We start from the raw sequence: 24,504 nt of genomic DNA on the forward strand, positions 1-24,504 counted from the left end.
CTATGTGTACAACATGCGGCTGTGGCGAAGGCAACCTCTATATTGAAGGAGACGAACGAAACCCGCATTCCGCGTTCCGCAGCGCCCCCTTCGCGCCCGCCCCACGCCAGACGATGACCATCACCGGTGTCAAAACCGATCACTTCGCCCCCACCCGCACGCCAGAGGGCGACCTGCATTACGGCCATGGCGAGGCTGGGACTCACGCCCCGGGGCAGAGCCAGCGGCGGATGCTGGAAGTGGAGATCGACGTGCTGGATAAAAACAACCGTCTGGCGGCGCGCAACCGCGCACGCTTTGCGGCGAAACAGCAGCTGGTGCTGAATCTGGTTTCCAGCCCCGGCTCCGGTAAAACCACCCTGCTGACCGAAACCCTCACCCGGCTGAAAGGACGCGCCGACTGCGCGGTGATTGAAGGCGATCAGCAAACGGTCAATGACGCCGCCCGCATTCGCGCCACCGGCACCCCGGCGATTCAGGTCAATACCGGGAAAGGCTGCCATCTCGATGCCCAGATGATCGCCGACGCCGCCCCGCGCCTGCCGCTGGCTGACCACGGCATTCTGTTTATCGAAAACGTCGGCAACCTGGTCTGCCCGGCCAGCTTTGATCTCGGCGAACGCCATAAGGTGGCGGTGCTGTCGGTCACCGAAGGCGAAGACAAACCGCTGAAATATCCACATATGTTTGCCGCCGCCAGCCTGATGCTGCTCAACAAAGTCGACCTGCTGCCGTATCTCAATTTCGACGTTGAGAAGTGCCTGGCCTGCGCCCGTGAGGTCAATCCGCATATTGAGATTATTCTCCTCTCGGCCACCAGCGGCGAAGGCATGGAGCAGTGGCTCACCTGGCTGGAGACGCAGCGATGTGCATAGGCATTCCGGGACAAATTTGCGCCATCGACGGCGTGCTGGCGAAGGTGGAAGTCTGTGGCATTCAGCGCGACGTCGACCTGACGCTGGTGGGCGCCGTTGACGAGCAGGGTCAGCCGCGTCTCGGCCAGTGGGTGCTGGTGCACGTTGGGTTCGCCATGAGCGTGATCAATGAAGCCGAAGCGCGCGACACTCTCGAGGCGCTGCAAAATATGTTCGATGTGGAGCCGGACGTCGGCGCGCTGCTGTATGGCGAGGTGCGATAATGCGTTACGTTGACGAATACCGCGCCCCCGAACAGGTGATGCAGCTGGTGGCACATCTTCAGCAGCGTGCGCGTCTGCTGCCGCACACTGCCGCGCGACCGCTACGCATCATGGAGGTCTGCGGCGGCCATACTCATGCCATTTTTAAATTCGGGCTCGACCAGCTGTTGCCGGAGAATATCGAATTTATTCATGGGCCAGGCTGCCCGGTGTGCGTCCTGCCGATGGGGCGCATCGATGCCTGCATTGAGATTGCCAGCCGTCCGGGGGTCATCTTCTGCACCTTCGGCGACGCCATGCGCGTGCCAGGTAAAAACGGCTCGCTGCTGCAGGCGAAATCCCGCGGCGCCGATGTCCGCATCGTTTACTCGCCGATGGACGCCCTGCGGCTGGCGCAGCAAAACCCGCAGCGTGAGGTGGTCTTTTTCGGCCTCGGTTTCGAAACCACCATGCCCGCCACCGCCCTCACCCTGCGTCAGGCGCGGGAGCGCAACGTCGATAACTTCTACTTTTTCTGCCAGCACATCACCCTGCTGCCGACCCTGCGCAGCCTGCTGGATCAGCCGGACAACAGTATCGACGCCTTTCTCGCCCCGGGCCACGTCAGTATGGTGATCGGCACCGAAGCCTACGGCTTTATCGCCAGCGACTATCATCGTCCTTTAGTGGTCGCTGGTTTCGAACCGCTTGATCTACTGCAAGGCGCGGTGATGCTGGTTGAGCAGACAATAGCGCAGCGCAGCGATGTGGAAAATCAGTACCGTCGCGTGGTGCCGGATGCCGGCAACCCACTGGCGCAGGCGGCGATGGCCGACGTCTTTCGCCTGGATGGCGACAGCGAATGGCGCGGCCTGGGGGTCATTAGCGACTCCGGCGTGCAGCTTACGCCAGCCTATCAGCGCTTCGATGCCGAGGCGCATTTCCGCCCGGCGCCGCAGCGCGTGTGCGACGACCCGCGGGCCCGCTGCGGCGAGGTGCTGACCGGCCGCTGTAAACCGCACCAGTGCCCGCTCTTCGCCCGCACCTGCAATCCGCAAAGCGCCTTTGGCGCGCTGATGGTCTCCTCAGAAGGGGCCTGCGCCGCCTGGTATCAATATCGCAGTCAGGAAAATGAAGCATGAAAAGCGTCCAGTTAGCTCACGGTAGCGGCGGTCATGCAATGCAGCAGCTGATCGGCGACCTGTTTATGCAGGCCTTCGCCAACCCCTGGCTGGCGGAGCAGGAGGATCAGGCGCGCCTCGATCTGGCGGCGCTCGCCGCCCAGGGGGACCGCCTCGCCTTCTCCACCGACAGCTACGTGATTGACCCGCTGTTCTTTCCCGGCGGCAATATCGGCAAGCTGGCCGTCTGCGGTACCGCCAACGATGTGGCGGTCAGCGGCGCCATCCCCCGCTATCTTTCCTGCGGCTTTATTCTCGAAGAGGGGCTGGAGATGGCCACCCTGGAAGCGGTGGTCGCCAGCATGGCCGACACCGCCCGGGCGGCAGGGATCGCCATCGTCACCGGCGACACTAAAGTGGTGCCGCGCGGCGCGGCGGATAAGCTGTTTATTAACACCGCCGGCATCGGCGCCATCCCGGCGGACGTTCGCTGGGGGACGCAGCAGATTAGCGCCGGTGATGTGCTGCTGGTCAGCGGCACGCTGGGGGATCATGGCGCCACCATCCTTAACCTGCGCGAGCAGATGGGGCTGGACGGCGCGCTGTCCAGCGATTGCGCGTTGCTGACGCCGCTTATCCAGACCCTGCGGCCACTGAGTGGAGTGAAAGCTCTGCGCGACGCCACCCGCGGCGGGGTCAATGCCGTCGCCCATGAGTTCGCCGCCGCCAGCGGCTGCGGCATCGAACTGCAGGAGGCAACGCTGCCGGTCAACGATACGGTGCGCGGCGTCTGCGAACTGCTTGGGCTGGACGCCCTGAACTTCGCCAATGAAGGCAAACTGGTGCTCGCCGTCGCCCGCGAGGCCGCGGAAAACGTGCTAGCGCATTTGCGGTCTCACCCACTGGGACGCGATGCGGCGATAATCGGCGAAGTGGTCGACCGCCCGGGCGTGCGTTCCGTTGGGCTGTACGGCGTGAAGCGGACGCTCGATCTTCCCCACGCCGAGCCGCTGCCGAGAATTTGTTAACGACGGCGTCGGGTCCCGGATAGCGGCTGGCGCCTTATTCGGGCTACAAAACTGCGCGCACGTAGCCCGGCTAAGCGCAGCGCGAGCCGGGGTTAAAGCGGCAATAACCGCTTTATTAACATACTATTATTTGTACCATCATTTTCTTATGCGCCACGTTGTCGGCGCGTTTTGGACGTAAGCAATGTCGTATACACCGATGAGCGATCTCGGCCAGCAAGGGCTGTTCGATATCACCCGGCTTTTATTACAGCAGCCCGATCTGGCCGCGCTGAGCGAAACTCTCACCCGCCTGGTGCAACAGTCTGCGCTCGCCGACGAGGCGGCCATCATCCTGTGGAACGCGGGTAACCACCGCGCGGCCAGGTACGCCTGCGATGAAGCCGGTCACCCGGTGAGCTACGAGGACGAAACCGTGCTCGCCCACGGTCCGGTGCGCCGCTTACTCTCCCGGCCGGATGCCCTGCATTGCGACCACGAGACCTTTGCCGACACCTGGCCGCAGCTTATCCGCAGCGGGCTTTATCGCCCGTTCGGGTACTACTCGCTGCTGCCGCTGGCGGCTGATGGGCGGATCTTCGGCGGCTGTGAATTTCTGCGCCGTGACAACCGGCCGTGGAGCGAGAAAGAGTTCCAGCGGCTGCATACCTTCACGCAGATCGTCGCCGTCGTCACCGAGCAAATTCAGAACCGGGTCAGCAATAACGTCGATTACGATCTGCTGTGCCACGAGCGCGACAACTTTCGCATCCTGGTGGCGATCACCAACGCGGTGCTCTCACGCCTGGATATCGACGAGCTGGTCAGCGAGGTGGCGAAAGAGATCCATCGCTACTTCCGGATCGACGCCATCAGCGTGGTGCTGCGCAGCGACCGCAAAGGGAAGCTCAACATCTATTCCACGCATTATCTTGACGCCAGCCATCCCGTCCACGACCAGAGCGAGGTGGATGAAGCCGGTACCCTCACCGAGCGCGTGTTCAAAAGCAAAGAGATGCTGCTGCTCAACCTGCACGAGCATGACACCCTCGCGCCGTATGAGAAAATGCTCTTCGAGATGTGGGGCAATAAGATCCAGACCCTGTGCCTGCTGCCGCTGATGTCCGGCAATACCCTGCTCGGGGTGCTGAAGCTGGCGCAGTGCGACGAACAGGTCTTCACCACCACCAATCTCAAGCTGCTGCGGCAGATCGCCGAGCGGGTATCGATCGCTATCGATAACGCCCTCGCCTACCGCGAAATTCAGCGCCTGAAAGAGCGGCTGGTGGATGAGAACCTCGCCCTCACCGAGCAGCTCAATAATGTCGAGAGCGAATTCGGCGAGATCATCGGCCGCAGCGAGGCGATGAACAATGTGCTCAAACAGGTCGAGATGGTGGCGCACAGCGACAGCACCGTGCTGATCCTCGGCGAAACCGGCACCGGTAAAGAGCTTATCGCCCGCGCCATCCACAACCTCAGCGGGCGTAACGGTCGACGGATGGTGAAGATGAACTGCGCCGCGATGCCCGCCGGGCTGCTGGAGAGCGATCTGTTCGGCCACGAACGCGGCGCGTTCACTGGGGCCAGCGCCCAGCGTATCGGCCGCTTCGAGCTGGCGGACAAAAGCTCCCTGTTCCTTGATGAAGTGGGCGATATGCCGCTGGAGTTGCAACCTAAACTGCTGCGCGTCCTCCAGGAGCAGGAGTTCGAACGTCTGGGGAGCAACAAGCTGATCCAGACCGACGTCCGGCTGATCGCCGCCACCAACCGCGATCTCAAGCAGATGGTTATCGACAGGGAATTCCGCAGCGATCTCTACTATCGGCTCAACGTGTTCCCCATCCACCTGCCGCCGCTGCGCGAACGTCCCGACGATATCCCGCTGCTGGTGAAGGCCTTTACCTTTAAAATCGCCCGCCGCATGGGGCGCAACATCGACAGCATTCCGGCGGAAACCCTGCGCACCCTGACGCGAATGGAGTGGCCGGGCAACGTGCGCGAGCTGGAAAACGTTATCGAACGGGCGGTGTTACTCACCCGCGGCAACGTACTGCAGCTCTCCCTGCCGGAGCGGGAGATCGTGGAAGTTCCTCGAACGCCGGCGGTCCTGCCTGAGGAAGGTGAGGATGAATATCAGCTGATCGTCCGGGTGCTGAAGGAGAGCAACGGCGTGGTGGCCGGGCCGAAAGGCGCCGCCCAGCGGCTGGGGCTCAAGCGCACCACGCTCCTGTCGCGCATGAAGCGGCTGGGTATTAATAAAGACGAACTGGTGTAACCTCGTGCGCTCCCCCTTTCCGCGCCGGTGAGAGGGAGCGCTGGCGCAGCGCGCTATTTATCGCTGGTAAAACCGTTGCTGGTCGCCAGTTCGGCAAACCACAGCGCATTGCGTTTTATCTGTCGCTCGCCGGTCTCGAGATCCAGTCGCCAGAAGCCGTAGCGTCGTTTGAAGGCATTGATCCACGACCAGTTGTCGATAAACGTCCACTGGTGTACGCCAAAGCAGTTCGCGCCGTCGGCAATGGCGCGGTGCAGCTGCACCAGATGCTCCTCCATCAGCTGGATGCGGAAATTATCGTCTATCACCCCGTCCGCCCCGGGCTCTCCCTCTGATTGTCGATCCATCGCGATGCCGATTTCCGCGAGATACCACTTAATGTTGCCGTAGTTATCGCGAATATTGGCGGCAATGTCATAGATCGCCTGCGGCAGGATCTCGTTGTTATCACGATAGGGATTAAAGCGGCCCTGCGGGTTCACCGCGTTTTCGAAATAGTATTCCGGGGTGAAATAATCGAGATCATATTCGCCCTCACGCGCTTTTACCCGCCGCGGCACGTAATAGTTCACCCCAAGAAAATCGATATCCGCGCTGAGGATCAACGCTACGTCGTCTTTGCTGGTCGTCGGCAGGCAGTCGTGGGCGGCGAGGATCTCGCACAGCGCTTTGGGGAATTCATGTTTTACCAGCGGGTCAAGGAAGCTGCGGTTAAAAAACAGGTCGGCATACCCGGCGGCTTTTTTATCCGCGTCGCTGTCAGTGAGGGTATAGCTCGGGGTCAGGTTTAGCACCACGCCGATCTCGCCCGCCAGCGCCAGTTCACGATAAGCCGTTACCGCTTTGGCGTGCGCCAGCATAATGTTAAACGCCACCTGCGCCGCCAGCCGGCCATCTTTCTTACATGGATAGTGGAAGTCGTACAGGTAGCCTCCCTCAACCGGCACAATCGGCTCGTTGAAGGTTATCCAGTATTTAACCTTATGGCCAAACAGGCTAAAGGCGGTGCGGGCAAAGCGGGCAAACAGCTCGGCCACGTGCGCCGATTCAAAGCCGCCGTACTGTTTCTGCAGCGCTTCCGGCATATCAAAGTGGTAGAGATTGATCATCGGCTCAATGCCGTTGGCGATCATCTCATCGAGATAGGCGTGATAAAAACGCACCGCGTCCGGGTCCGGCGCGCCGGTTTCCAAATCAGCGATCAGTCGTGACCACTGAATTGAGGTGCGAAACGAGTTGAAGCCGGTCTGTTTCATTAGCGCCACGTCCTGCGGATACTGATGATAAGTATCACATACGGTTTGCGGCCCTACCTGCTGATAAAATCGCTCCGGTTGTTCGGCAAACCAGCTATCCCAGATGGAACGATGGCGCTTATTGGTGACCCCTTCCGTTTGCGGGCCGGACGCCGCCGCCCCCCATAGAAACCCTTGCGGAAACTGATATTGCTGCATAACCTCTCCTTCGAAAAAAGGCTGCGCCCGTCTGGCGCAGCCTGAACGTACTACTCTGCGACCACTTCGATCGATTTAATGAACATATAGCCCCAGTCGCCGGCGAAGCGGCCGAAGTCAATCTGATTAGTCCCCGCGTTAAGCGTCACCGGTATCCGCAACTGCTGGCCCTGCTCATCCGTCTGCGGGAAGGCCACGGCCTGCGGAGCGCCCCCGTTGACGACAAATGAGTTCTGCTTACCGCCCCATTTGCCGTTGAAGGTTACATTGAGCAGGAACTGACCGCTCCACGGCGCCTGCACCTGCCAGCTGATCTTATCCCCCTCGTTGGCAAATGGGCCGAGGAAGCCGTCCTCGCCAACTGTCAGCGCGTCTTTATCACTCTTCATCACCGTCAGCCGACCCTCAGCCACGCCATAAACTTCGCCGTAATAACGACAAAAATCCGCTGGCGCTTTCCCCGTCGCTTCGCCCACCGTCACGGTCACGGTTTTGCTGCTTTTCAGCAGCCCATCGTCCGCCGTGAACGTCAGCGCATAGGTACCTGGCGTCGTAAACCAGGCCCGGGTTTGAGCCCGATCGGCATGGCAGAAATGCACCTGACCATCGCCGGCGTGCTGCCAGCCCACCTTAACCTCTCGCGACGGCAGGCCATCGTCCTGCCAGCTGGCCGTAAGCTCGACGCCCTGGTCCTGCGTGGTGGTTAGGGCCGGTTCCAGCGTGACAACCGGCGGCTGATTCTCCTCGCTATGCTGCACGCTAATCACATTGGAAGGAGCCGAACGGCCGCTCTCGTTTTTCGCTGTCACCCGGTAGTAGTACGTATGCCCGAGCTGAAGCTGACGATAATCGTCGCGGAACAGAACCATGGTTTCCGGATTCCATTCGTTAACGCCATCGGAGATATCCCGGCCCACCACCGTCCACGGCCCGGTCGGCGAGGCGGCGCGTTCGACATCGTAGCTGCGTCCCACCGCGGCTCCCATCCAGTTGATCGCGAAGGGCGAGGTGGTCTCGCGCAGCAAAGGCGCGTCCGGCTTCGGCAGCGGCGCCATCGTCTGCTGCCCGGCCATCTGCGCCGCGGCCGTGCGCACCAGATCGACCACCGCCTGCTCCTGGTTCGCTTCGCCTTCTTTGGCAAACCCCGGCAGGTGGTAACTGTAGTGCCCGGTCGACTCCTTATGCCAGTAGAAGCCGCCGTCGTGACGATGGCCGCGGAAGCCCCAGATAAGCCCGCCGGCGGCTTGCGCCCCGTTGACCTCGCTGTGAACGATCGACTGCATAATGGCGTTCAGTTGATCCGCCGGCAGCAGGCCAAACTCGCCGACGAGATAGACTTTTTGCCCGCCGACGGCGCGCAGATCCTGCGTCACCTGCCCGGGATGGTTATTATCGGCATTGGTGTAATAGTGATTGCTGACGATATCCACATTGGGGTCGGTCAGCGCAAAGGAATTGATTTTCTTATAGGTACCATCCACCACCAACTGATGAGGGGCCCACTTTTTAATCCACGCCGCGGTCTGATGCAGGAAATCGGCGTTGGTATCCTCCAGCTCGTTACCGGTTTCCCAGGCCATGATCGCCTTTTCATCATAATAGGCGCGGCCGGTGACAGTATTTGTCCGGGTGATAACCTGGCGGATCACATCCAGATAGGCTTTGAAGGTCTTGCTATCGGTCCGATAAAAGTCTTCCGCTTTTTCATGGTAGAACGCCGCCAGCTGCTCGCGCCCGCCCCACCACCACCAATGGTCGATAAACGGCAGGATCAGACGCAATCCCTGTTTATCCGCTTCGGCAATCATGTTGTCATACACCCGCATGGCTTTCTCATTCAGCCGCGGCATGCCGTCCGCCGTTTCCGGCGCCAGAATATGGGTCTCGCGCCCGCAGGCTTTATCAAATTCCTGCTGTACCGACAGCACGTAGACGCGCTGGGCTTTCGCCCCGGTTTGCACCATCGCCTGGATCCAGTTTTGCTGCTCCTGCGCCGTTGGCCATTTAAAGTATTGTCCCCAGCCGCGCGGGTCTGCTCTGCAGGGGCCGCGGGCGTCGTCTTCAATGCGGTGCAGCTCCGGCGCGTGGATCCCGGCGAAACGAAACACCTTGTCGCCGTCCTTGAGGGTGGCGCCGTCGCGAGTGATAAAGTGCGTAAAGTGCGAGCGCTCGGCGGCCAGCGCCCCGCCGGCCCCCAGCGCGGACAGCAGCCCCATCAGCAGCAGGTTTTTCATCGGCTTCATCGTTGTCTCTCCTTAGAACCAGACCTCGGCCTGTACGCCGAAGTTAACGGTGTCGGTAGAGCCACTGCGGGAATACCCGCCGGCGGTGATGGTATTGGTATCCCAGTTGTAGTTGCCGTCCAGCGCATCGGAGACACCTTTATCCCACTTCGCGTAGGTGACGAAGAAGCGCAGCTGCGGGCGTGCCCAGAAACCGGAGTCAAAGGTCAGGGTTGGCGCAACGGTAACTTTGGTCAGGCCGCCTTTGCCTTTGCCGTTTACCCCTTTGTAGTTTTTGTCATCCAGGTATTCGTAGCCCAGCTCGTACTGCATGGCAAAGTTGCGGGTGATCTGATGATAAGGGCGGATACCGGCGACCCACATCGAGCGTCCCCAGCCATGGTCATCTTCCATCCACCAGCGGTAGTTTTTATCTTTCTGCCAGAAAGCGAAGGTCGAGATCTCCAGGTCGCCCATCGAGGCCACGCTATCCAGCACCACTCGCCAGGACTGAGTGTTTTCCAGATTGGCCCAGCCCCAGCCGTTTTTACCCAGTGAGTCACCCGCCGCCAGCCCTTTCCCGTACTGCAATGCAAGGCGGGAGTAGCCTCCGGTCAGACCATAGAAACCGTCAAAGTTATAAATACCGGTCACGCCATAGCCCTTCTCGGCGGAAGTCGGGTGGTTTTCGTTACGGTTCATGTGGTGGCCGATCAGCTCCAGATCGAAGCCTGTCCCCGCGATCTTTTTCAGCCACAGGTTGAGGGAATAGTCATCCGGGTAGCCCTGATCTCCCTTATCCACCGGGTAGGCTTTGGTTTCATCGGTGGGTGAAAAGGCGTACACCCCGGCGTCGAAGCGGGCGAAGCCGAGATCCATGTTGTCGAAGCCGCCGCCGGTGCCGTTGTACTGAATGTACTCCCAGTCGAACTGATGGCTGGAGGTGTTGGAGCTGCTGTAGCGCTTACCGGCCCAGAAGGTCATCTCCGGCGCAAAATCCAGATTGCTCAGCTCGGCGAACCCTTCGCGAAACTGTACGTCATGGCCATCGTCATCCTGACAGTTCCAGTCGGAGGTGCATTTCGACTGATGAGTGAGGTTGGCCTGCACTTTCGCCACCACGCCGCTGTCCGCCGTCAGCGTCACGGTGGGGATCAGTTCGATCTTGGTGTCTTCTTCGTTGCCCAGTCGCCACTTACCGTCCGGCATCAGGCCGACGGAGTCCGCGCGGTTGCCATCGGAGTTCGCCAGGATCCCGGAGCGGATATAGCCATGCAGCGCAAAATCATACTTCGGATCGGCGCAGGCCAGGCTGCTGGCCCCTGCCAGCGAGAGGAGAGCCAGAGGTATTGAATGTTTCAGCTTTATCATTATTTTTTTCCCACGTTATGTTTGTTAACACGAACCGATAACGGAGGGGAAATTTACGGATCAAAAATGGAAATGTACATCCGTTAATGGAAAGCGCTTTCCATAATTGCCTATCTGGTTCACAAAATTCGCTCCGCGACGAATATATTCGTGAGACTGATCACATAAAATAACAAGAATGCCGCCGGGAGCCGGCAGCAGAGCGGAAGGAGGAGCAGGTGAATGAGTGCCGCCGGGGGATAAGCCGCCGACGGCGAGGGGGTCAGCGTTCGGTTTCCGCGAGCTGGCGTTCGTACACTTTGAAGAAGGGGCGATAGAGCATCCAGGCGTTAAACATCGCGAACAGGCTCATGCACAAATTTTTCCAGCTACCGTTCGCCGACCATGCTGCCCCCAGCGGGGAAGGCATAGACCATGGCAGCATCGCCACCGCGCGGTCGAGGATACCCAGCTGAGTTAAATACCATGCGATACAGGCATTTATCAGCGGAACAAAGAGAAACGGCAGTAAAAAAACCGGGTTCATGATTACCGGAAAACCAAACAGTATTGGCTCGTTGATATTAAACAGCGACGGCAGCAGGCCAATTTTTGCCACGCTTTTCAGCTGCCGCGAGCGGCTGCGCATCGCCATCAGCACCAGCGGCAAAGTGGAGCCAATACCGCCGATCAGCAGGTAAAAATCCCAGAACCCCTGCAGATAAATATGCGGCAGCGTTGGCGAACCCGCCGCCAGCGCCTGCTGATTTTCAAACAGATAGGTCATCCAGAAGGGGTTCATGATCCCGGTGATGATCAGCGCGCCGTGGATACCGATAAACCAGAGTAAGTTACAGATAAATAAAGAGATCAGTACCGCCATCAGCGTGTCGGACGCCAGCACCAGCGGCCGCACCGCTTCGCTGATCAACTCCGGTACGATGCGTCCGGTGGTCTGCAGCAGTATGGCATTCATCACGCTTATCGACAGCATCACCACCAGCAGCGGGATCAGCAGTTGAAAGCCATTGCGGGTCATCAGCGGCACTTCATCAGGCAAGCGAATACACCAGCCTTTTTTGTAGAAAAAGCGAATTATCTCAATGGAATAGGTGCTGGATATCAGGGCGGTAAATATCCCCATACCGCCGAGATAAACATTGCTCACCGCAGTCTCGCGAAAGCCGATAAACAGCAGAAAAGCCAGACACCCGGTTAAACCGCAGAGCCGTTCCGGCAGACGGTACTGCTTGGCGAGACTGGCGCTGGCGCCGAAGGCGACAATCAGCGCCACCAGGCCAATGGTTAGCTGAAAGGTCGGCAGCAGGATAGGCCGCAGCAGCAAATAGACCTGGCCGAAACGCGAGGCGCCGTCGATGGAAACGGGCGGAAACAAAATGGGCACCAACAGGCTGCCAACAATCACAAAGGGCATCGCCAGCGCAAAGCTATCGCGCATCGCCGTAATGTGGTTGTTGCGCGTCAGAACATTCGCCAGCGGCGCCAGCCGCTGCTCGATGATATCCACGGCCACATTCATTAACTGAATGTTCATACTCCTACCTTTGCGAATGGTTGTCTCGCCGGGATGATCGCCCACAACACCGGAAAGTGAAAGCCTGCCATAGGTGATCATGGTCACAATTAATAAATCCACAAACGGAAAGCGCTTTCCGTAATGCATCCATTTTGACTATAGTCCGCTCATCCAACCTCATCAGGAGCGGTACTTATGAAAAAAATAATGTTGTGTTGTTCGGCAGGCATGTCCACCAGCCTGCTGATGAAAAAAATGATTGCCGAAGCCGAACAGCGGGGCCTGCCGGTAGAGATCAATGCCTATGGCGTAGCGGAGTTCGCCGAACAGGTTGGCCATTATCAGGTGGTGCTGCTGGGGCCGCAGGTGAAATACATGCAGCAGGATCTGCAAAAACAGGCGGATAAATACGGTATCCGCGTCGAACCCATCAATATGATGGACTACGGCATGCAAAAAGGCGCCGCGGTCCTTGATTTCGCCCTTTCCCTCATCGAAAACAAGAACTAAGGAAAGATCATGAGCTCTCTGTACGCTAAATTGATCGATGTGATCGAACGGCAGATCACGCCGCTGGCCGGCGCGATCGGCCAGCAAAAATACGTGACCTCGATCCGCGACGGTTTTATCACCGCCCTGCCCTTTATGATCGTAGGCTCGTTTTTGCTGGTATTTATCTTTCCGCCGTTTTCTCCGGATACGACGTGGGGCTTTGCCCGCGCCTGGCTGCAATTTTCGCTCGATCATCGCGATGCGCTGATGCTGCCGTTCAACTTCAGCATGGGGGTGATGACCCTGTTCATTGCCGTCGGGATCGCCGCCAGCCTCGCCAAGCACCATCACCTGGACTCGCTGACCGCCGGGATGCTGTCGCTGATGTCGTTTCTGCTGGTGGCCGCGCCGCTGAAAGATGGCCAGATCTCTACGGCCTACTTCTCCGGCCAGGGGATCTTCACCGCCATTCTGGTGGCCATCTATTCCACCGAGCTGTACGCCTTCCTCAAGCGGCATAACATCACCATTCGCCTGCCGCCGGAAGTGCCTGCCGGGGTGGCGCGCTCGTTCGAGATCCTGATCCCGGTGCTGGCGATCATTCTGACGCTGCATCCGCTGAACCTGTTTATCGAGGCTCAGCTGGGGATGATCATTCCGGAAGCGATCATGTCGCTGGTCAAACCGCTGGTCGCGGCTTCCGATACGCTGCCGGCCATTCTGTTGTCAGTGCTGGTCTGTCAGGTGCTGTGGTTCGCCGGGATCCACGGCGCGCTGATCGTCACCGGGATCATGAATCCCTTCTGGATGGCCAACCTGTCGGTCAATCAGGCGGCCATGGCGGCAGGCACCGCTATTCCGCACATCTATGTCCAGGGCTTCTGGGATCACTATCTGCTGATCGGCGGCGTCGGCTCCACCCTGCCGCTGGCGCTGATGCTGCTGCGCAGCAAGGCCGTGCATCTGCGGACGATTGGCCGGATGGGGGTCGTGCCGGGGGTATTCAATATTAACGAACCGATCCTGTTCGGCGCGCCGATCATCATGAATCCGCTGTTTTTCCTGCCGTTCGTGCTGGTGCCGATGGTCAACGCGACCCTGGCGTACTTTGCGCTGAAGCTGGATCTCGTCAGCCGCGTAGTATCGATGACGCCGTGGACAACGCCGGCGCCCATCGGCGCCTCGTGGGCGGCGAACTGGAGCTTTAGCCCGGTGATCCTGTGCCTCATTTGTATGGCCACCGCCATGGTGATGTACCTGCCATTTCTCAAAGCTTACGAAAAACAGCTGCTGGCCCAGGAGCGTGAAAACGCCGTCGGCCAGGCTGACAACGCGGCGCAAACCGCTTAACGCTAACGATTCAGAGGATAATCATGGAATTAGAAGAACAGGTGATGGGGATCATCATCAACGCCGGCCAGTCACGTAGTCTGTGCTACGAAGCGCTGCACGCCGCTAAAGCGGGTGATTTCGCCACCGCCGACGCCAAAATGCAGGAAGCGGCGCACTATTCCCGCGAAGCTCACCTTGTACAGACCCAGCTTATCGAAGCTGACGAAGGCGAGGGAAAAACCAAAATGACGCTGGTAATGGTCCATGCTCAGGATCACCTGATGACCTCCATTCTGGCGAAAGAGCTGATTGCCGAACTGATTGCGATTTACCGCGCGCAACCGCTTCACGCCTAGCGCGTTCCCCGGCCAGGCGCGCTGGCCGGGTCTGATTCCCCGAGGTCACTATGTTACATCTTGGAATAGATATTGGCGGCACCAAAATGGAAGCCGTACTGCTGGACCCGGCAGGCGAATGCGTCCAGCGCCTGCGCCGGCCGACCCACAAAGAGAGCTATGACGCCTTTATGCGTCAGCTGCTGACCCTGATTGCCGATATTCGCGCGGTCAGCCCGCAGCCATTCACCCTGGGGATCGGCCTGCCCGGGGCTATCGATCCGCAAAGCGGGCGCATTAAAAACTGCAACTGCCTGGTGCTCAACGGTCACGATCTGCGCCGGGATATCATGCAGCAGCTTGGCCAGCCGGTGTGGATGGCAAACGATGCCGACTGCTTCACCCTTTCGGAGGCGGTGGATGGCGCCGGCGCCGGGGCCTCCACCGTCTTCGGGGTGATTATCGGTACCGGCTGCGGCGGGGGGATCGCCGTTCATCAACAACTGCTCAGCGGCCCCAACGCTATCGCCGGGGAGTGGGGGCATAATCCGCTGCCGGGCTATACTCCTGAGCGCGATGGCCCGCCGCAGCCCTGCTACTGCGGCAAAACGAACTGCATCGAAAGCTTTCTCTCCGGCACCGGCTTCGCCCGCCGCTATGGGGAACAAGCCCGTGCGGAAGCCATTGTCGCCGCGGCGCAAAACGGCGATCCGCGCGCGCTGGCCCACTGGCGACACTTTATCGATGCCTTTGCCCGTAGCCTGGCGTCGGTGATCAATATTCTCGACCCGCAGGTGATTGTGCTGGGCGGCGGTCTGTCCAACGTCAGCCAGATCTATCGCGATCTGCCGGCCGCCATCGTGCCGTGGATCTTCTCCGACACCTGCCGCACGCAGATCAAACCGGCCCGCTTCGGCGACGCCAGCGGCGTGCGCGGCGCGGCCTGGCTGCCCCGTCTGCCCGGCGCCGCGGACGGGCAGCGGTAGACACTTTTTTCAGCAGGTATGTTAAGCTAGGCGAAAATGTTCAGACAGAAAAAGCCATGCCAACGATTGATGATGTTTCAAGATTAGCGAATGTCTCAAGAGCGACGGTTTCCCGCGTGCTGACCGGCACCCGGGGCGTGCGCGAAGAGAGCCGGGAAGCTGTGCTGCGGGCCGTTGAAGAACTCAACTATCGCCCGAGCTTTGCCGCGCAAAACCTCGCCAGTCAGACATCCAGCCACGTTGGTCTGGTGATTTCCGCGCAGGACGAAAGCCACGGCGCGCGTCTGCTGCCGCTGCTCTCTCAGGCGCTGAAAGGGCTGAATAAAAGCCTGCTGGTCCAGTATGTCAGCGATCCGGTAGAGCAGGCGGCGGTGATCGACGATCTGCAGCGCCAGTGCGTGGCGGTGGTGGTGCTGGGCGCCGTTGCCGCCGACGCGCCGCGCAACGTTATCGCCTTTGACCGCTTCGGCGTCGCCGGGAGCAACAGCCAGGGCTACGACTTCGCCTTCGCCACCGAAAGCGCCTGCCGCTATGTGATTGGCAAGGGACACCGCAACATCGCCCTGCTGGTGGACAGCGATAGCGACGATGCCAGCCGTCAGATGCTGGAAGGCTACCGCAACGTCCTGCAAAACTACTCCATTCCTTTTAACCGCCAGCTGGTGCTGACGGCCAACGATGATGTCGAGCAGGCGCTGCTGACCTTAATTAACAGCTTCAGTAAATACTCAGTCATTATCGTTAAACGCGACCGCTACGCGGCTGAGGCGATGCGTCTGTTACGCGAATTCACCATCGCCGTCCCGCAGGAGGTCTCCCTGTTGAGCCTTGAGGATTCCCCGCTCGCCTCGCTGCTCTACCCGCCGCTGACCTGCATCTCCTGGCCACTGGAGGCGCTGCTGGATAACTGTATTCAGCGTATTCGCAGCCTGATTGACGACCGGCCAACCTTCACCGCCGAGGGCCGCTCGCTGGCTGGCCGCCTGATCCCGCGCCAGTCGGTCGCCGATATCTCTTGATCTTCGCCCGGTTCGCGCCGGGCCAGCCTTATCTCCCCCTTTCTTGTCGCTTTCGTTTCCCGGCTCATTATTACCCACGCATGCAAATAAGAATTATTTTCATTTGTAAATAGCTTGTGCTATATAACATAGCAATGGCTATAAACGCTGGGAAATTAACCACACCATTGCGAGGGCTCCTATGCAACACCTGACACCGCTGAAATCATTGCTGCTGGCCAGCGCGCTGGCTCTGCTGGCCGCAACGCCGGCCACCGCGCAGGAGAAATTCAGGGTTATCACTACCTTCACGGTTATCGCCGATATGGCGCAGAACGTGGCCGGCGACGCCGCCGTCGTCAGCTCCATCACCAAACCGGGCGCGGAGATCCACGATTACCAGCCCACGCCAGGCGATATCAAACGCGCGCAGGGGGCGCAGCTGATCCTCAGCAATGGGCTTAATCTCGAACGGTGGTTTGCCCGTTTTTATCAGCACTTACAGGGCGTTCCGGAGGTGGTAGTCAGCGAGGGGATCCAGCCGATGGGCATCAGCGCGGGCCCCTATAGTGGGAAGCCCAATCCCCATGCCTGGATGTCGGCAGATAACGCCCTGATCTATGTCGATAACATTCGCGATGCGCTGGTGAAGTACGATCCGCCTCACGCCGACACCTATCGCCGTAACGCCGAGGCCTATAAGGAGAAGATCCGCCAGACGATGGCGCCGCTGCAGGCCAGACTGGCGCACCTGCCGGCGGATAAGCGCTGGCTGGTCACCAGCGAGGGGGCCTTCTCCTATCTGGCCCGCGACTATGGTCTGCGCGAACTGTATCTGTGGCCGATCAATGCCGACCAGCAGGGCACCCCGCAACAGGTGCGCAAGGTTATCGACACCATGAAGAAAGAACGCATCCCGACCATCTTCAGCGAAAGCACCATCTCCGATAAACCGGCGCGTCAGGTGGCGCGCGAAGCCGGGGCCCACTACGGCGGCGTGTTGTATGTCGATTCGCTGAGCGCCGCCGACGGCCCGGTGCCGACCTGGCTCGACCTGCTGCGCGTCACCACCGAAACCATCGTCAACGGTATCCAGGACGGGATGAGGAAGCAGCCATGAATGCAGCGCAAGCGGGACTGTATGTCGACCAGCTCACCGTCACCTGGCGCAACGGCCACACTGCCCTGCGCGACGCCTCGTTCAGCGTACCGCGCGGCTCCATTGCCGCACTGGTGGGCGTTAACGGCTCGGGTAAATCCACACTGTTTAAAGCGCTGATGGGCTTTGTGCGCGTCGGCCACGGCGAGATCGCCATACTCGGCCAGCCGGTCAACCGCGCGCTGCGCCAGAACCTGGTCGCCTATGTCCCGCAGTCGGAAGAGGTGGACTGGTCCTTCCCGGTGCTGGTAGAGGATGTGGTGATGATGGGCCGCTACGGCCATATGGGCTGGCTGCGGCGGGCAAAGCCGCGCGATCGCGAGATTGTCGATGCCGCGCTGGCCCGCGTGGGCATGAGCGAGTACCGCCATCGGCAAATTGGCGAGCTCTCCGGCGGGCAGAAAAAGCGCGTTTTCCTTGCCCGCGCTATCGCTCAGCAGGGTCAGGTGATCCTGCTGGATGAGCCTTTCACCGGCGTCGATGTGCAGACCGAAGCGCGGATCATCAGCCTGCTGCGCGAGCTCCGCGATGAGGGCTGTACCATGCTGGTCTCCACCCACAACCTCGGATCAGTGAGCGAATTTTGTGATTACACGGTGATGGTGAAAGGCACCGTGCTGGCCAGCGGCCCGACAGAAACCACCTTCACCGCCGAGAATCTGGAGCGGGCTTTCAGCGGCGTGCTGCGCCACGTCGCGCTGACCGGCGGGGAAGCGCAGGTTATCACCGATGACGAGCGGCCGTTTATCAGCCGGCGCGCGGCAGGAGGCCCACGATGAGCTGGCTGCTGGAGCCGTTTGGCTATCACTATATGCTCAATGCGATGTGGGTGTCGGCGCTGGTAGGCGGCGTCTGCGCGTTTCTCTCCTGCTACCTGATGCTGAAGGGCTGGTCGTTGATTGGCGACGCCCTCTCCCACTCGATTGTGCCCGGCGTCGCCGGGGCCTATATGCTCGGCCTGCCTTTCGCGCTCGGCGCGTTTCTCTCCGGCGGCCTGGCGGCGGGCAGCATGATGTTTTTGCAGCAACGCTCGCGGCTGAAAGAGGATGCCATTATCGGCCTGATCTTCTCCTCCTTCTTCGGGATCGGGCTGTTTATGGTGTCGCTGAATCCGACGTCGGTGAATATCCAGACCATTATTCTCGGCAATATTCTGGCCATCGCCCCGGAGGATATTATCCAGCTGGCGGCGATCGGCTTTATCTCGATGGCGATCCTGCTGCTGAAGTGGAAAGATCTGATGGTGACCTTCTTTGATGAAAACCATGCCCGCTCGATTGGCCTGAACACCCGCGGCCTGAAGCTGCTGTTCTTTACCCTGCTGGCCGCCTGCACCGTGGCGGCGCTGCAGACCGTCGGCGCCTTTCTGGTCATCTGCCTGGTGGTGACTCCCGGGGCCACCGCGTGGCTGTTAACCGACCGCTTTCCGCGCCTGCTGGCCATCGCCGTGGCTATCGGCAGTCTGACCAGTTTCTTCGGCGCCTGGCTCAGCTACTATCTCGACGGCGCCACCGGCGGCATTATCGTGGTCGCGCAAACGCTGTTGTTCCTCATCACCTTTATCTTCGCGCCGAAGCACGGCCTGCTGGCCAGCCGCCGCCGCGCCAGGGAGGCCGCATGCTGAACCTGTTCCTGGCCCCGTTCCAGTTTCCTTTTATGGTCAATGCGATAGCGGTATCGATCATCGTGGCCGTGCCCTGCGCGCTACTGTCGGTGTTTCTGGTGCTCAAAGGCTGGGCGCTGATGGGCGACGCCATGAGCCACGCGGTCTTTCCGGGCGTGGTGCTGGCCTACATTATCGGCATCCCCTTCGCCATCGGCGCGTTTATCGCCGGGCTGCTGTGCGCCGTGACGACCGGTTTTCTCGACGATAACAGCCGACTCAAGCGCGATACCATCATGGGGATTGTCTTCTCCGGCATGTTTGGCGCCGGGCTGGTGCTGTATGTAGCGATCCAGTCCGATGTTCATCTCGACCATATCCTGTTCGGCGACATGCTGGGGATCTCCCTTCGCGATATTGGTCAGACGACGGCTATCGCACTGGTGATTGCGCTGATTATCGGTCTCAAATGGCGCGATTTTTTGCTGCACGCCTTTGACCCGACGCAGGCCAAAGCCAGCGGCCTGCGCGGCGGACTATTGCACTACGGCCTGCTGTGCATGATCGCCCTGACCATCGTCGCGACGCTGCAGTCGGTGGGGATTATTCTGTCGATTTCGCTGCTGATTGCTCCCGGGGCGATCGCGCTCCTGCTGGTGCGGCGCTTTATCCACGCCCTGCTGCTGGCGGTAGCGGTGGCCATCGGCTGCTCGGCGGGAGGGGTGTGGCTGGCGTTTTATCTCGACAGCGCGCCGGCGCCGACTATCGTGGTGCTCTTTTCCGCGCTGTTTGTGGTCGCCTTTGTGGCCAGCACAATCCGGGATAGTCAGAAACAGAGGGCTTCAGCAACCATCCCCGGTGGCGGCTAATGCCTTACCGGGGCCGACTTGTCGCCCGGCTACGCGCCGCGCTGACCAGGGAAAGGCCGCTATTTTTTCGGTCGGTATTTTTCCGGTAGCGCCGGCACCGGGCGCCTGTCGTCCAGCAGATGGCGAATAGTGAGGATCGGGTGGCGCCAGAGCATTCGCGGCCCGGCCCAGCGCATAATCTGCTTCATCTCTTCGCGCTTCGCCGGCTGGTAGCAATGCACCGAACACTGCTTGCAGGCTGGTTTATTCTCGCCAAACACGCACTTATCAAGGCGCTTGTCGGCGTAGGCGTTCAGCGCCTGATAGTGCGCATTATCGGCCAGCGCCCCGGGACAGCGCCGCTGGTAGAGGGCAATCATCCGCTGAATCGTCATCTTTTCCCGTTCGATACGCTTCCCCATCTCCCCGCCTTTCGCCTGTTATTAAGATGCCTATAGTATACACCTTATCGTTCGTGCCCGACCAGCCTCACTGCTTGAGATGCTGGATCAACTGCAGGGCTGCCCCGGACAGAACCCCGAAATGGCTATAGGCATAGAAATCGCGGATAAAAACGCTGCCCTCGAGTTCGAACGGACGCAGCAGGCCCAGCGCTTCCTCGTGCCGGTAAACCGGGGCCGGCATCGACGTTAACAGATCGCTCTCGCACAGAAAGGCCTTAATGGCCGAGGAGGACGCGCACTCAATCACCGGCTGCGGACAGGGTAGCTGATGGGCACGAAAGATATCCTCAAGGATGTTCATCGGGGTACTTAACGGCGGCGGCATGATCCACGGATAGTCCAGCATCTCCTCGAGGGATAAGTTCGCCGCCTGATGTAGCGGGTGGTACTGCCTGGCGACGATGCAGATCCGGTCCTGCCAGTTAATTTTACCGCGCACCACGATTTTCTCATCATGCGGTAAGGGGCCGCAGAGGGCGATATCGATGTCGTGCATCCGCAGGAGTTTAAAGAGCTCGGAGTCAATGCGGTCGACGATCCGCAGATGGATCCGGGGATGTCGCTGATGGAAAGCTGCCAGCTTATCGATGAAATGGCTGGTCAGCAGGCTGGAAACACAGCCAATCCGCAGGATACCTTTCCCGGCGCCGCGGATGAGCGCAATCTCCTCGCGGGCCTTTTGTTCGGTATTCAGCATCGTCAGCGCATAGGGTAAAAAGGCGCTGCCATATTCGCTCAACGCCATACCGTGTTTGTGTCTTTCGAATAAGGTCGCGCTCAGGTCCGCTTCCAGGCTCAATAACAGCCGGCTCAGTCCCGACTGAGTGATCCCCATCTTCTCTGCGGCCAGGGTCATATTGCCTTCGTGAGCGACAGTAATAAACGCCTGAATCTGCTTAAATTTCATTGGCATGATATTTACTCATTGAATAAACGGTTTTTGCATTTCCCTTGCGGCCTGTTTTAGCGAATAAATGTCGCTATCAATACGCTCAAAAATAGCTACCGCGCATCAGGAAAAACGGATTTATTAACCTCATCACGCACGGCAAAAACGAATTGCGGACCCGAAGATAATTTATAACGAGAATATATCACCATGACACAGAACAATATTCTATTAATTTCAGGCGCTATATTACCGGTCATCATTACCGTCATCATCGGCTATATTAGCGGTAAACGAAAAGACTTTAACTGGCAGCAGGCAGGAGACATCAATAAAATTGTGATGCTCTATGCATTACCGCTAAGTATTTTCAGCAATATGGTGATGACGCCGCGACACATCGTCATGACCATGGGCCCGGTTGCGGTGGCCATTATCCTCGCGCTGATTCTGAGCTTCGTCATTCCCTTACTGGTCGCCCGCTATCTGTTCCGACGCGACCTCGCCCTCAGTACGCTGCAGGCGCTGGCCATCGGCTCGCCGGCGGTTCCTTTCATCGGCACCTCGGTGCTGGCCTTTTTATTTGGCACCGTCAGCGCGTCGCTGATCACCGTGTCCAGCATCACGCAAAACGTCTTCCAGCTGCCGCTGGTGATGATACTGATGTCGGTCGCCACCGGCGATAAGAGCCAGCATATTTCCTTTGGCGCACGGGTGGTGAACGCCATTAAACAACCCGTGGTCTGGTCGCCGGTGATCGCCCTGATCATCGTGCTGGCGGATATCCATATTCCGCAGACTATCTCGATGTCGCTGGGTCTGCTGGGCAAAGCCTCTGGCGGGCTGGCGCTGTTTGCCGCCGGGATCGTGCTCTATACACGCAGCATTGTTATCACCACCGCTACCATTATCACCGTTATCGCCCGCAATATTTTGGTGCCCGGCGCCTGCTATCTCCTGTTATTAAAAATGGGCTTCAGCATGGAGCAAATAAAGGAAGTCGTATTGACGATGGCTATCCCGGTAGGCTCCATCGCGATAATTATTGCCATGCAGTATAAAACCGGCGAGCAGGAAATGGCCTCGACGATGGCGCTGAGTATTATTGCCTCCATCATTACGATGGGCGGATTTATTTTCTTAACCTTTTAATTATCGCGATTACACCGCGTGAATACGGAGAGAATATGGCCTCTATCACATTATCGGCTGCTGAACTGTTACTGCATCGGCTACAGGCGCTGGACGTGGCATATATTTTTATTAACTCGGGCACCGATTATCCGCCAGTTATTGAAGCCTGGGCAAAGGCCCGGGCGACCGGGCAAAAGGTACCCGAGCTGGTGATCTGCCCGCATGAAAACGCCGCCATCGGCATGGCGCACGGCTACTACCTCGGCACTGGCAAGGTGCAGGCGGTAATGGTTCATACCAACGTCGGGTTAGCCAACGCCGCCTGCGGTGTCATCAATCTGGCGAACAGCAATATCCCGGTGCTGATTTTTGGTGGTCGCACGCCGATTAGCGAACATTCCCACTTCGGCTGCCGCAATACGCCGATTGGCTACGGCCAGGAGATGCGCGACCAGGCGGCGCTGATCCGTGAATCCGTGAAGTGGGATTTTGAACTGCGGCTGGCCGATCAGATCGGCGAGCATGTTGACCGGGCCTGGGCGATTGCCAGCTCCCTGCCGAAAGGGCCGGTCTACCTGAGCTTACCGCGCGAGCCATTGTGCGAGACCTTTGCCATTGATGAGGCCGCGCTGCAGGCCGGTCCTTCTCAGCAGCCGGTCCGCTATGCGCCAGTCCGGGAAGATATCGCCCGGGCCGCCGAGGCAATCGCCTGCGCCAGGCATCCCGTCATCTTCGCCCAGCGCGGCGCCCGAACGGCGGGTGGCTTTGCGCGACTTAATAGCCTGGTGCGCGAATGGGCGATCCCATTGGTGGAATACTGGGGTACCGAGGTGACCCTGAGCGCCGATAACCCACTGCTCGCCGGGGCTGATCCCAGCGCCTGGCTCGCCGACGCCGATGTGATTCTGGTGGTCGACTCGCAGGCGCCATGGATGCTCGCCGAGGGCGACTGTCGCCAGGACTGCACCGTGATCCAGATGGGCCCCGATCCGCTCTTCTCCCGCTACCCGGTACGTGGCTATCGCGCGGACATCAACCTGGCGGGCGAGACCGATGAAGTCTTCAGCCTGCTGGAAGAGGCGCTGCGCCCGCTGCAGGCCGCCCGCCAGCAACATGTGGCGGAGCGGGCGGCATATACGCAGCACCGCATCCAGCAACAGAAAAACCAGCGCGACGCGCTTCTCCATGCCAGCCAGACCGGGGCCATTACCAAACCCTGGCTCAGCTACTGCCTCGGCCATCTGGCGAATCAACACCGCGGCCGGATCGTTTCTGAGCTGACCACGCTGCCGCAATTTGCCGGGCTGATCCATGCCGAGAGCTATTACCAGGAAGCGCTGGCCGGCGGCCTGGGCGAAGCCCTGCCTATCGCACTGGGGCTGCAGCTTGCGCGCCGGGAAGAGCTGATTATTGCCGCCGTCGGCGACGGGTCGTACCTGTTCGCCAACCCTGCGGTCTGCCACCATATTGCGGAGGTAATGAAGCTCCCTGTCCTCGTCGTGGTCGGAAATAACGGCGGATGGGGCGCCGTCGCGGGCGGCACCAAAGCGCTCTACCCGGACGGCTACGCAGCCCGCGCGGAGACCATTCCGGCCACCGCCTTTACCACCTCGCCGGATTTCGCCGCGATCGCCGCCTCCAGCCGCGCGGCGGCCCTGTCGGTTTCCCGGGCCGAGGATCTCCCCGGCGTGCTGGAAGAAGCGGTCACCCTCATACGCACCCGCCGACAAAGCGTGCTGGTTGACGTGCAGTTAGCCCGCTAACGGCTTCTCCTCCGGGCGCTTGTCGCCCGGAGGGGGTTGTCACCCCTTCTGCTCACCTTTATCCACATGGCCCAGCGGCTTCTCCGGGAAACAGACATCGCGCACCCGGCGTTTCAGCTCGGCCGCATCCGGAAAACCGCCATCCTGCTTGCGCTCCCAGATCTGCTGACTGCCGACATCGATCGTGAAGATCCCGCCGGTCCCCGGCACCAGCGTCACCGAGGCGATGTCGGTGCTGAAGGTATGTAACAGCTCCTGCGCCATCCAGCTGGCGCGCAGCATCCAGTTGCACTGGGAACAGTAGGTGATGGTGATGGCCGCTTTTGAGTTCATCGTCGTCTCGCTAAGTCTGAAAGGGCAAATTGTAAACAAAGTGCAGTTTAAATGAAGAACACATGATTATTTTGTTGCAAAC

23 protein-coding genes are annotated in these 24,504 nt (G+C 59.7%); 16 read left to right on the plus strand and 7 right to left on the minus strand.

Annotated elements, in window-relative coordinates; genetic code table 11:
- The first annotated feature begins 2 nt into the window (after positions 1-2).
- The 5 genes from hypB to flhA all read left to right on the plus strand — a co-directional run bounded on the left by hypB (position 3) and on the right by flhA (position 5,523).
- Positions 3-875 carry a hydrogenase nickel incorporation protein HypB gene (gene hypB, locus NKJ21_RS17130; protein WP_008806186.1) on the plus strand — a complete coding sequence of 291 codons (873 nt, stop codon included), beginning with the start codon at positions 3-5 and terminating at the stop codon, positions 873-875.
- Positions 866-1,138 (plus strand): HypC/HybG/HupF family hydrogenase formation chaperone, encoded by a 273-nt coding sequence (locus NKJ21_RS17135; protein WP_016161702.1) that lies wholly within the window; start codon positions 866-868, stop codon positions 1,136-1,138. Before hypB ends, NKJ21_RS17135 begins: the two co-directional genes overlap by 10 nt.
- Positions 1,138-2,259, plus strand: coding sequence for a hydrogenase formation protein HypD (hypD, locus tag NKJ21_RS17140; RefSeq protein WP_012967355.1), 1,122 nt, complete (start codon positions 1,138-1,140; stop codon positions 2,257-2,259). Before NKJ21_RS17135 ends, hypD begins: the two co-directional genes overlap by 1 nt.
- A complete protein-coding gene (gene hypE / locus NKJ21_RS17145) occupies positions 2,256-3,266 on the plus strand; it encodes a hydrogenase expression/formation protein HypE (RefSeq protein ID WP_239270472.1) in 1,011 nt (336 codons plus the stop codon). The genes hypD and hypE overlap by 4 nt, the downstream gene beginning before the upstream one ends.
- A 184-nt stretch (positions 3,267-3,450) precedes the next feature.
- The gene (flhA, locus tag NKJ21_RS17150) at positions 3,451-5,523 is read left to right on the plus strand and encodes a formate hydrogenlyase transcriptional activator FlhA (protein WP_008806189.1); all 2,073 of its coding nucleotides are present in this window, start codon (positions 3,451-3,453) and stop codon (positions 5,521-5,523) included.
- A gap of 53 nt (positions 5,524-5,576) precedes the next feature.
- Here flhA and NKJ21_RS17155 read toward each other — a convergent pair whose 3' ends face one another.
- The 4 genes from NKJ21_RS17155 to NKJ21_RS17170 form a co-directional block, all read right to left on the minus strand.
- Positions 5,577-6,977, minus strand: coding sequence for a glycoside hydrolase family 1 protein (locus tag NKJ21_RS17155; protein ID WP_016161704.1), 1,401 nt, complete (start codon positions 6,975-6,977; stop codon positions 5,577-5,579).
- A 50-nt stretch (positions 6,978-7,027) separates the two neighbouring features.
- Positions 7,028-9,220 carry a CBM35 domain-containing protein gene (locus NKJ21_RS17160; RefSeq protein WP_038421705.1) on the minus strand — a complete coding sequence of 731 codons (2,193 nt, stop codon included), beginning with the start codon at positions 9,218-9,220 and terminating at the stop codon, positions 7,028-7,030.
- A 12-nt stretch (positions 9,221-9,232) separates the two neighbouring features.
- Positions 9,233-10,570 carry a carbohydrate porin gene (locus NKJ21_RS17165; RefSeq protein WP_239270471.1) on the minus strand — a complete coding sequence of 446 codons (1,338 nt, stop codon included), beginning with the start codon at positions 10,568-10,570 and terminating at the stop codon, positions 9,233-9,235.
- A gap of 262 nt (positions 10,571-10,832) precedes the next feature.
- Entirely contained in the window at positions 10,833-12,104 is a 1,272-nt protein-coding gene (locus NKJ21_RS17170; protein ID WP_004151052.1) for a PTS sugar transporter subunit IIC, read from the minus strand.
- A 177-nt stretch (positions 12,105-12,281) separates the two neighbouring features.
- Between NKJ21_RS17170 and NKJ21_RS17175 the strand changes: the two genes are divergently transcribed.
- The 9 genes from NKJ21_RS17175 to NKJ21_RS17215 all read left to right on the plus strand — a co-directional run bounded on the left by NKJ21_RS17175 (position 12,282) and on the right by NKJ21_RS17215 (position 19,860).
- Positions 12,282-12,596, plus strand: a complete 315-nt coding sequence (locus NKJ21_RS17175) for a PTS sugar transporter subunit IIB (protein WP_002914979.1) — start codon at positions 12,282-12,284, stop codon at positions 12,594-12,596.
- A 9-nt stretch (positions 12,597-12,605) separates the two neighbouring features.
- Entirely contained in the window at positions 12,606-13,928 is a 1,323-nt protein-coding gene (locus NKJ21_RS17180) for a PTS cellobiose transporter subunit IIC (RefSeq protein WP_004145789.1), read from the plus strand.
- 23 nt (positions 13,929-13,951) lie between these two features.
- Positions 13,952-14,266, plus strand: a complete 315-nt coding sequence (locus NKJ21_RS17185; RefSeq protein ID WP_002914983.1) for a PTS lactose/cellobiose transporter subunit IIA — start codon at positions 13,952-13,954, stop codon at positions 14,264-14,266.
- Positions 14,267-14,316: 50 nt separating this feature from the next.
- Entirely contained in the window at positions 14,317-15,231 is a 915-nt protein-coding gene (locus tag NKJ21_RS17190; protein ID WP_012540756.1) for an ROK family protein, read from the plus strand.
- Between the two features lie 56 nt (positions 15,232-15,287).
- Complete coding sequence (locus tag NKJ21_RS17195; RefSeq protein WP_002915031.1) at positions 15,288-16,250, plus strand: LacI family DNA-binding transcriptional regulator; 963 nt, start codon at positions 15,288-15,290, stop codon at positions 16,248-16,250.
- A gap of 181 nt (positions 16,251-16,431) precedes the next feature.
- On the plus strand, positions 16,432-17,349 hold the full coding sequence (locus NKJ21_RS17200) for a metal ABC transporter substrate-binding protein (RefSeq protein ID WP_239270470.1): 918 nt from the start codon (positions 16,432-16,434) through the stop codon (positions 17,347-17,349).
- Positions 17,346-18,167, plus strand: coding sequence for a manganese/iron ABC transporter ATP-binding protein (locus tag NKJ21_RS17205; RefSeq protein ID WP_009485519.1), 822 nt, complete (start codon positions 17,346-17,348; stop codon positions 18,165-18,167). The genes NKJ21_RS17200 and NKJ21_RS17205 overlap by 4 nt, the downstream gene beginning before the upstream one ends.
- A complete protein-coding gene (sitC, locus tag NKJ21_RS17210) occupies positions 18,164-19,012 on the plus strand; it encodes an iron/manganese ABC transporter permease subunit SitC (protein ID WP_032731146.1) in 849 nt (282 codons plus the stop codon). The genes NKJ21_RS17205 and sitC overlap by 4 nt, the downstream gene beginning before the upstream one ends.
- Positions 19,006-19,860 carry a metal ABC transporter permease gene (locus NKJ21_RS17215; RefSeq protein ID WP_060876058.1) on the plus strand — a complete coding sequence of 285 codons (855 nt, stop codon included), beginning with the start codon at positions 19,006-19,008 and terminating at the stop codon, positions 19,858-19,860. The genes sitC and NKJ21_RS17215 overlap by 7 nt, the downstream gene beginning before the upstream one ends.
- Before the next feature lie 59 nt (positions 19,861-19,919).
- Here NKJ21_RS17215 and NKJ21_RS17220 read toward each other — a convergent pair whose 3' ends face one another.
- A complete protein-coding gene (locus tag NKJ21_RS17220) occupies positions 19,920-20,261 on the minus strand; it encodes a nitrous oxide-stimulated promoter family protein (RefSeq protein ID WP_048268096.1) in 342 nt (113 codons plus the stop codon).
- 67 nt (positions 20,262-20,328) lie between these two features.
- The gene (locus NKJ21_RS17225) at positions 20,329-21,216 is read right to left on the minus strand and encodes a LysR family transcriptional regulator (protein ID WP_022065494.1); all 888 of its coding nucleotides are present in this window, start codon (positions 21,214-21,216) and stop codon (positions 20,329-20,331) included.
- 186 nt (positions 21,217-21,402) lie between these two features.
- On the opposite strand from NKJ21_RS17225, the gene NKJ21_RS17230 reads away from it, so the two are divergent.
- On the plus strand, positions 21,403-22,344 hold the full coding sequence (locus NKJ21_RS17230) for an AEC family transporter (protein WP_129765647.1): 942 nt from the start codon (positions 21,403-21,405) through the stop codon (positions 22,342-22,344).
- 35 nt (positions 22,345-22,379) lie between these two features.
- Positions 22,380-24,089: a thiamine pyrophosphate-requiring protein gene (locus NKJ21_RS17235; RefSeq protein ID WP_064180049.1), complete on the plus strand. Its 1,710-nt coding sequence runs from the start codon at positions 22,380-22,382 to the stop codon at positions 24,087-24,089.
- A 39-nt stretch (positions 24,090-24,128) separates the two neighbouring features.
- Here the strand turns inward: NKJ21_RS17235 and NKJ21_RS17240 are convergent, their stop codons facing one another.
- A complete protein-coding gene (locus NKJ21_RS17240) occupies positions 24,129-24,422 on the minus strand; it encodes a SelT/SelW/SelH family protein (protein ID WP_049153520.1) in 294 nt (97 codons plus the stop codon).
- Positions 24,423-24,504: the final 82 nt, after the last annotated feature.

It is taken from the genome of Klebsiella sp. SWET4, from assembly GCF_024296565.1.
In the GTDB taxonomy this organism is placed as follows: Bacteria; Pseudomonadota; Gammaproteobacteria; order Enterobacterales; family Enterobacteriaceae; genus Klebsiella; species Klebsiella variicola.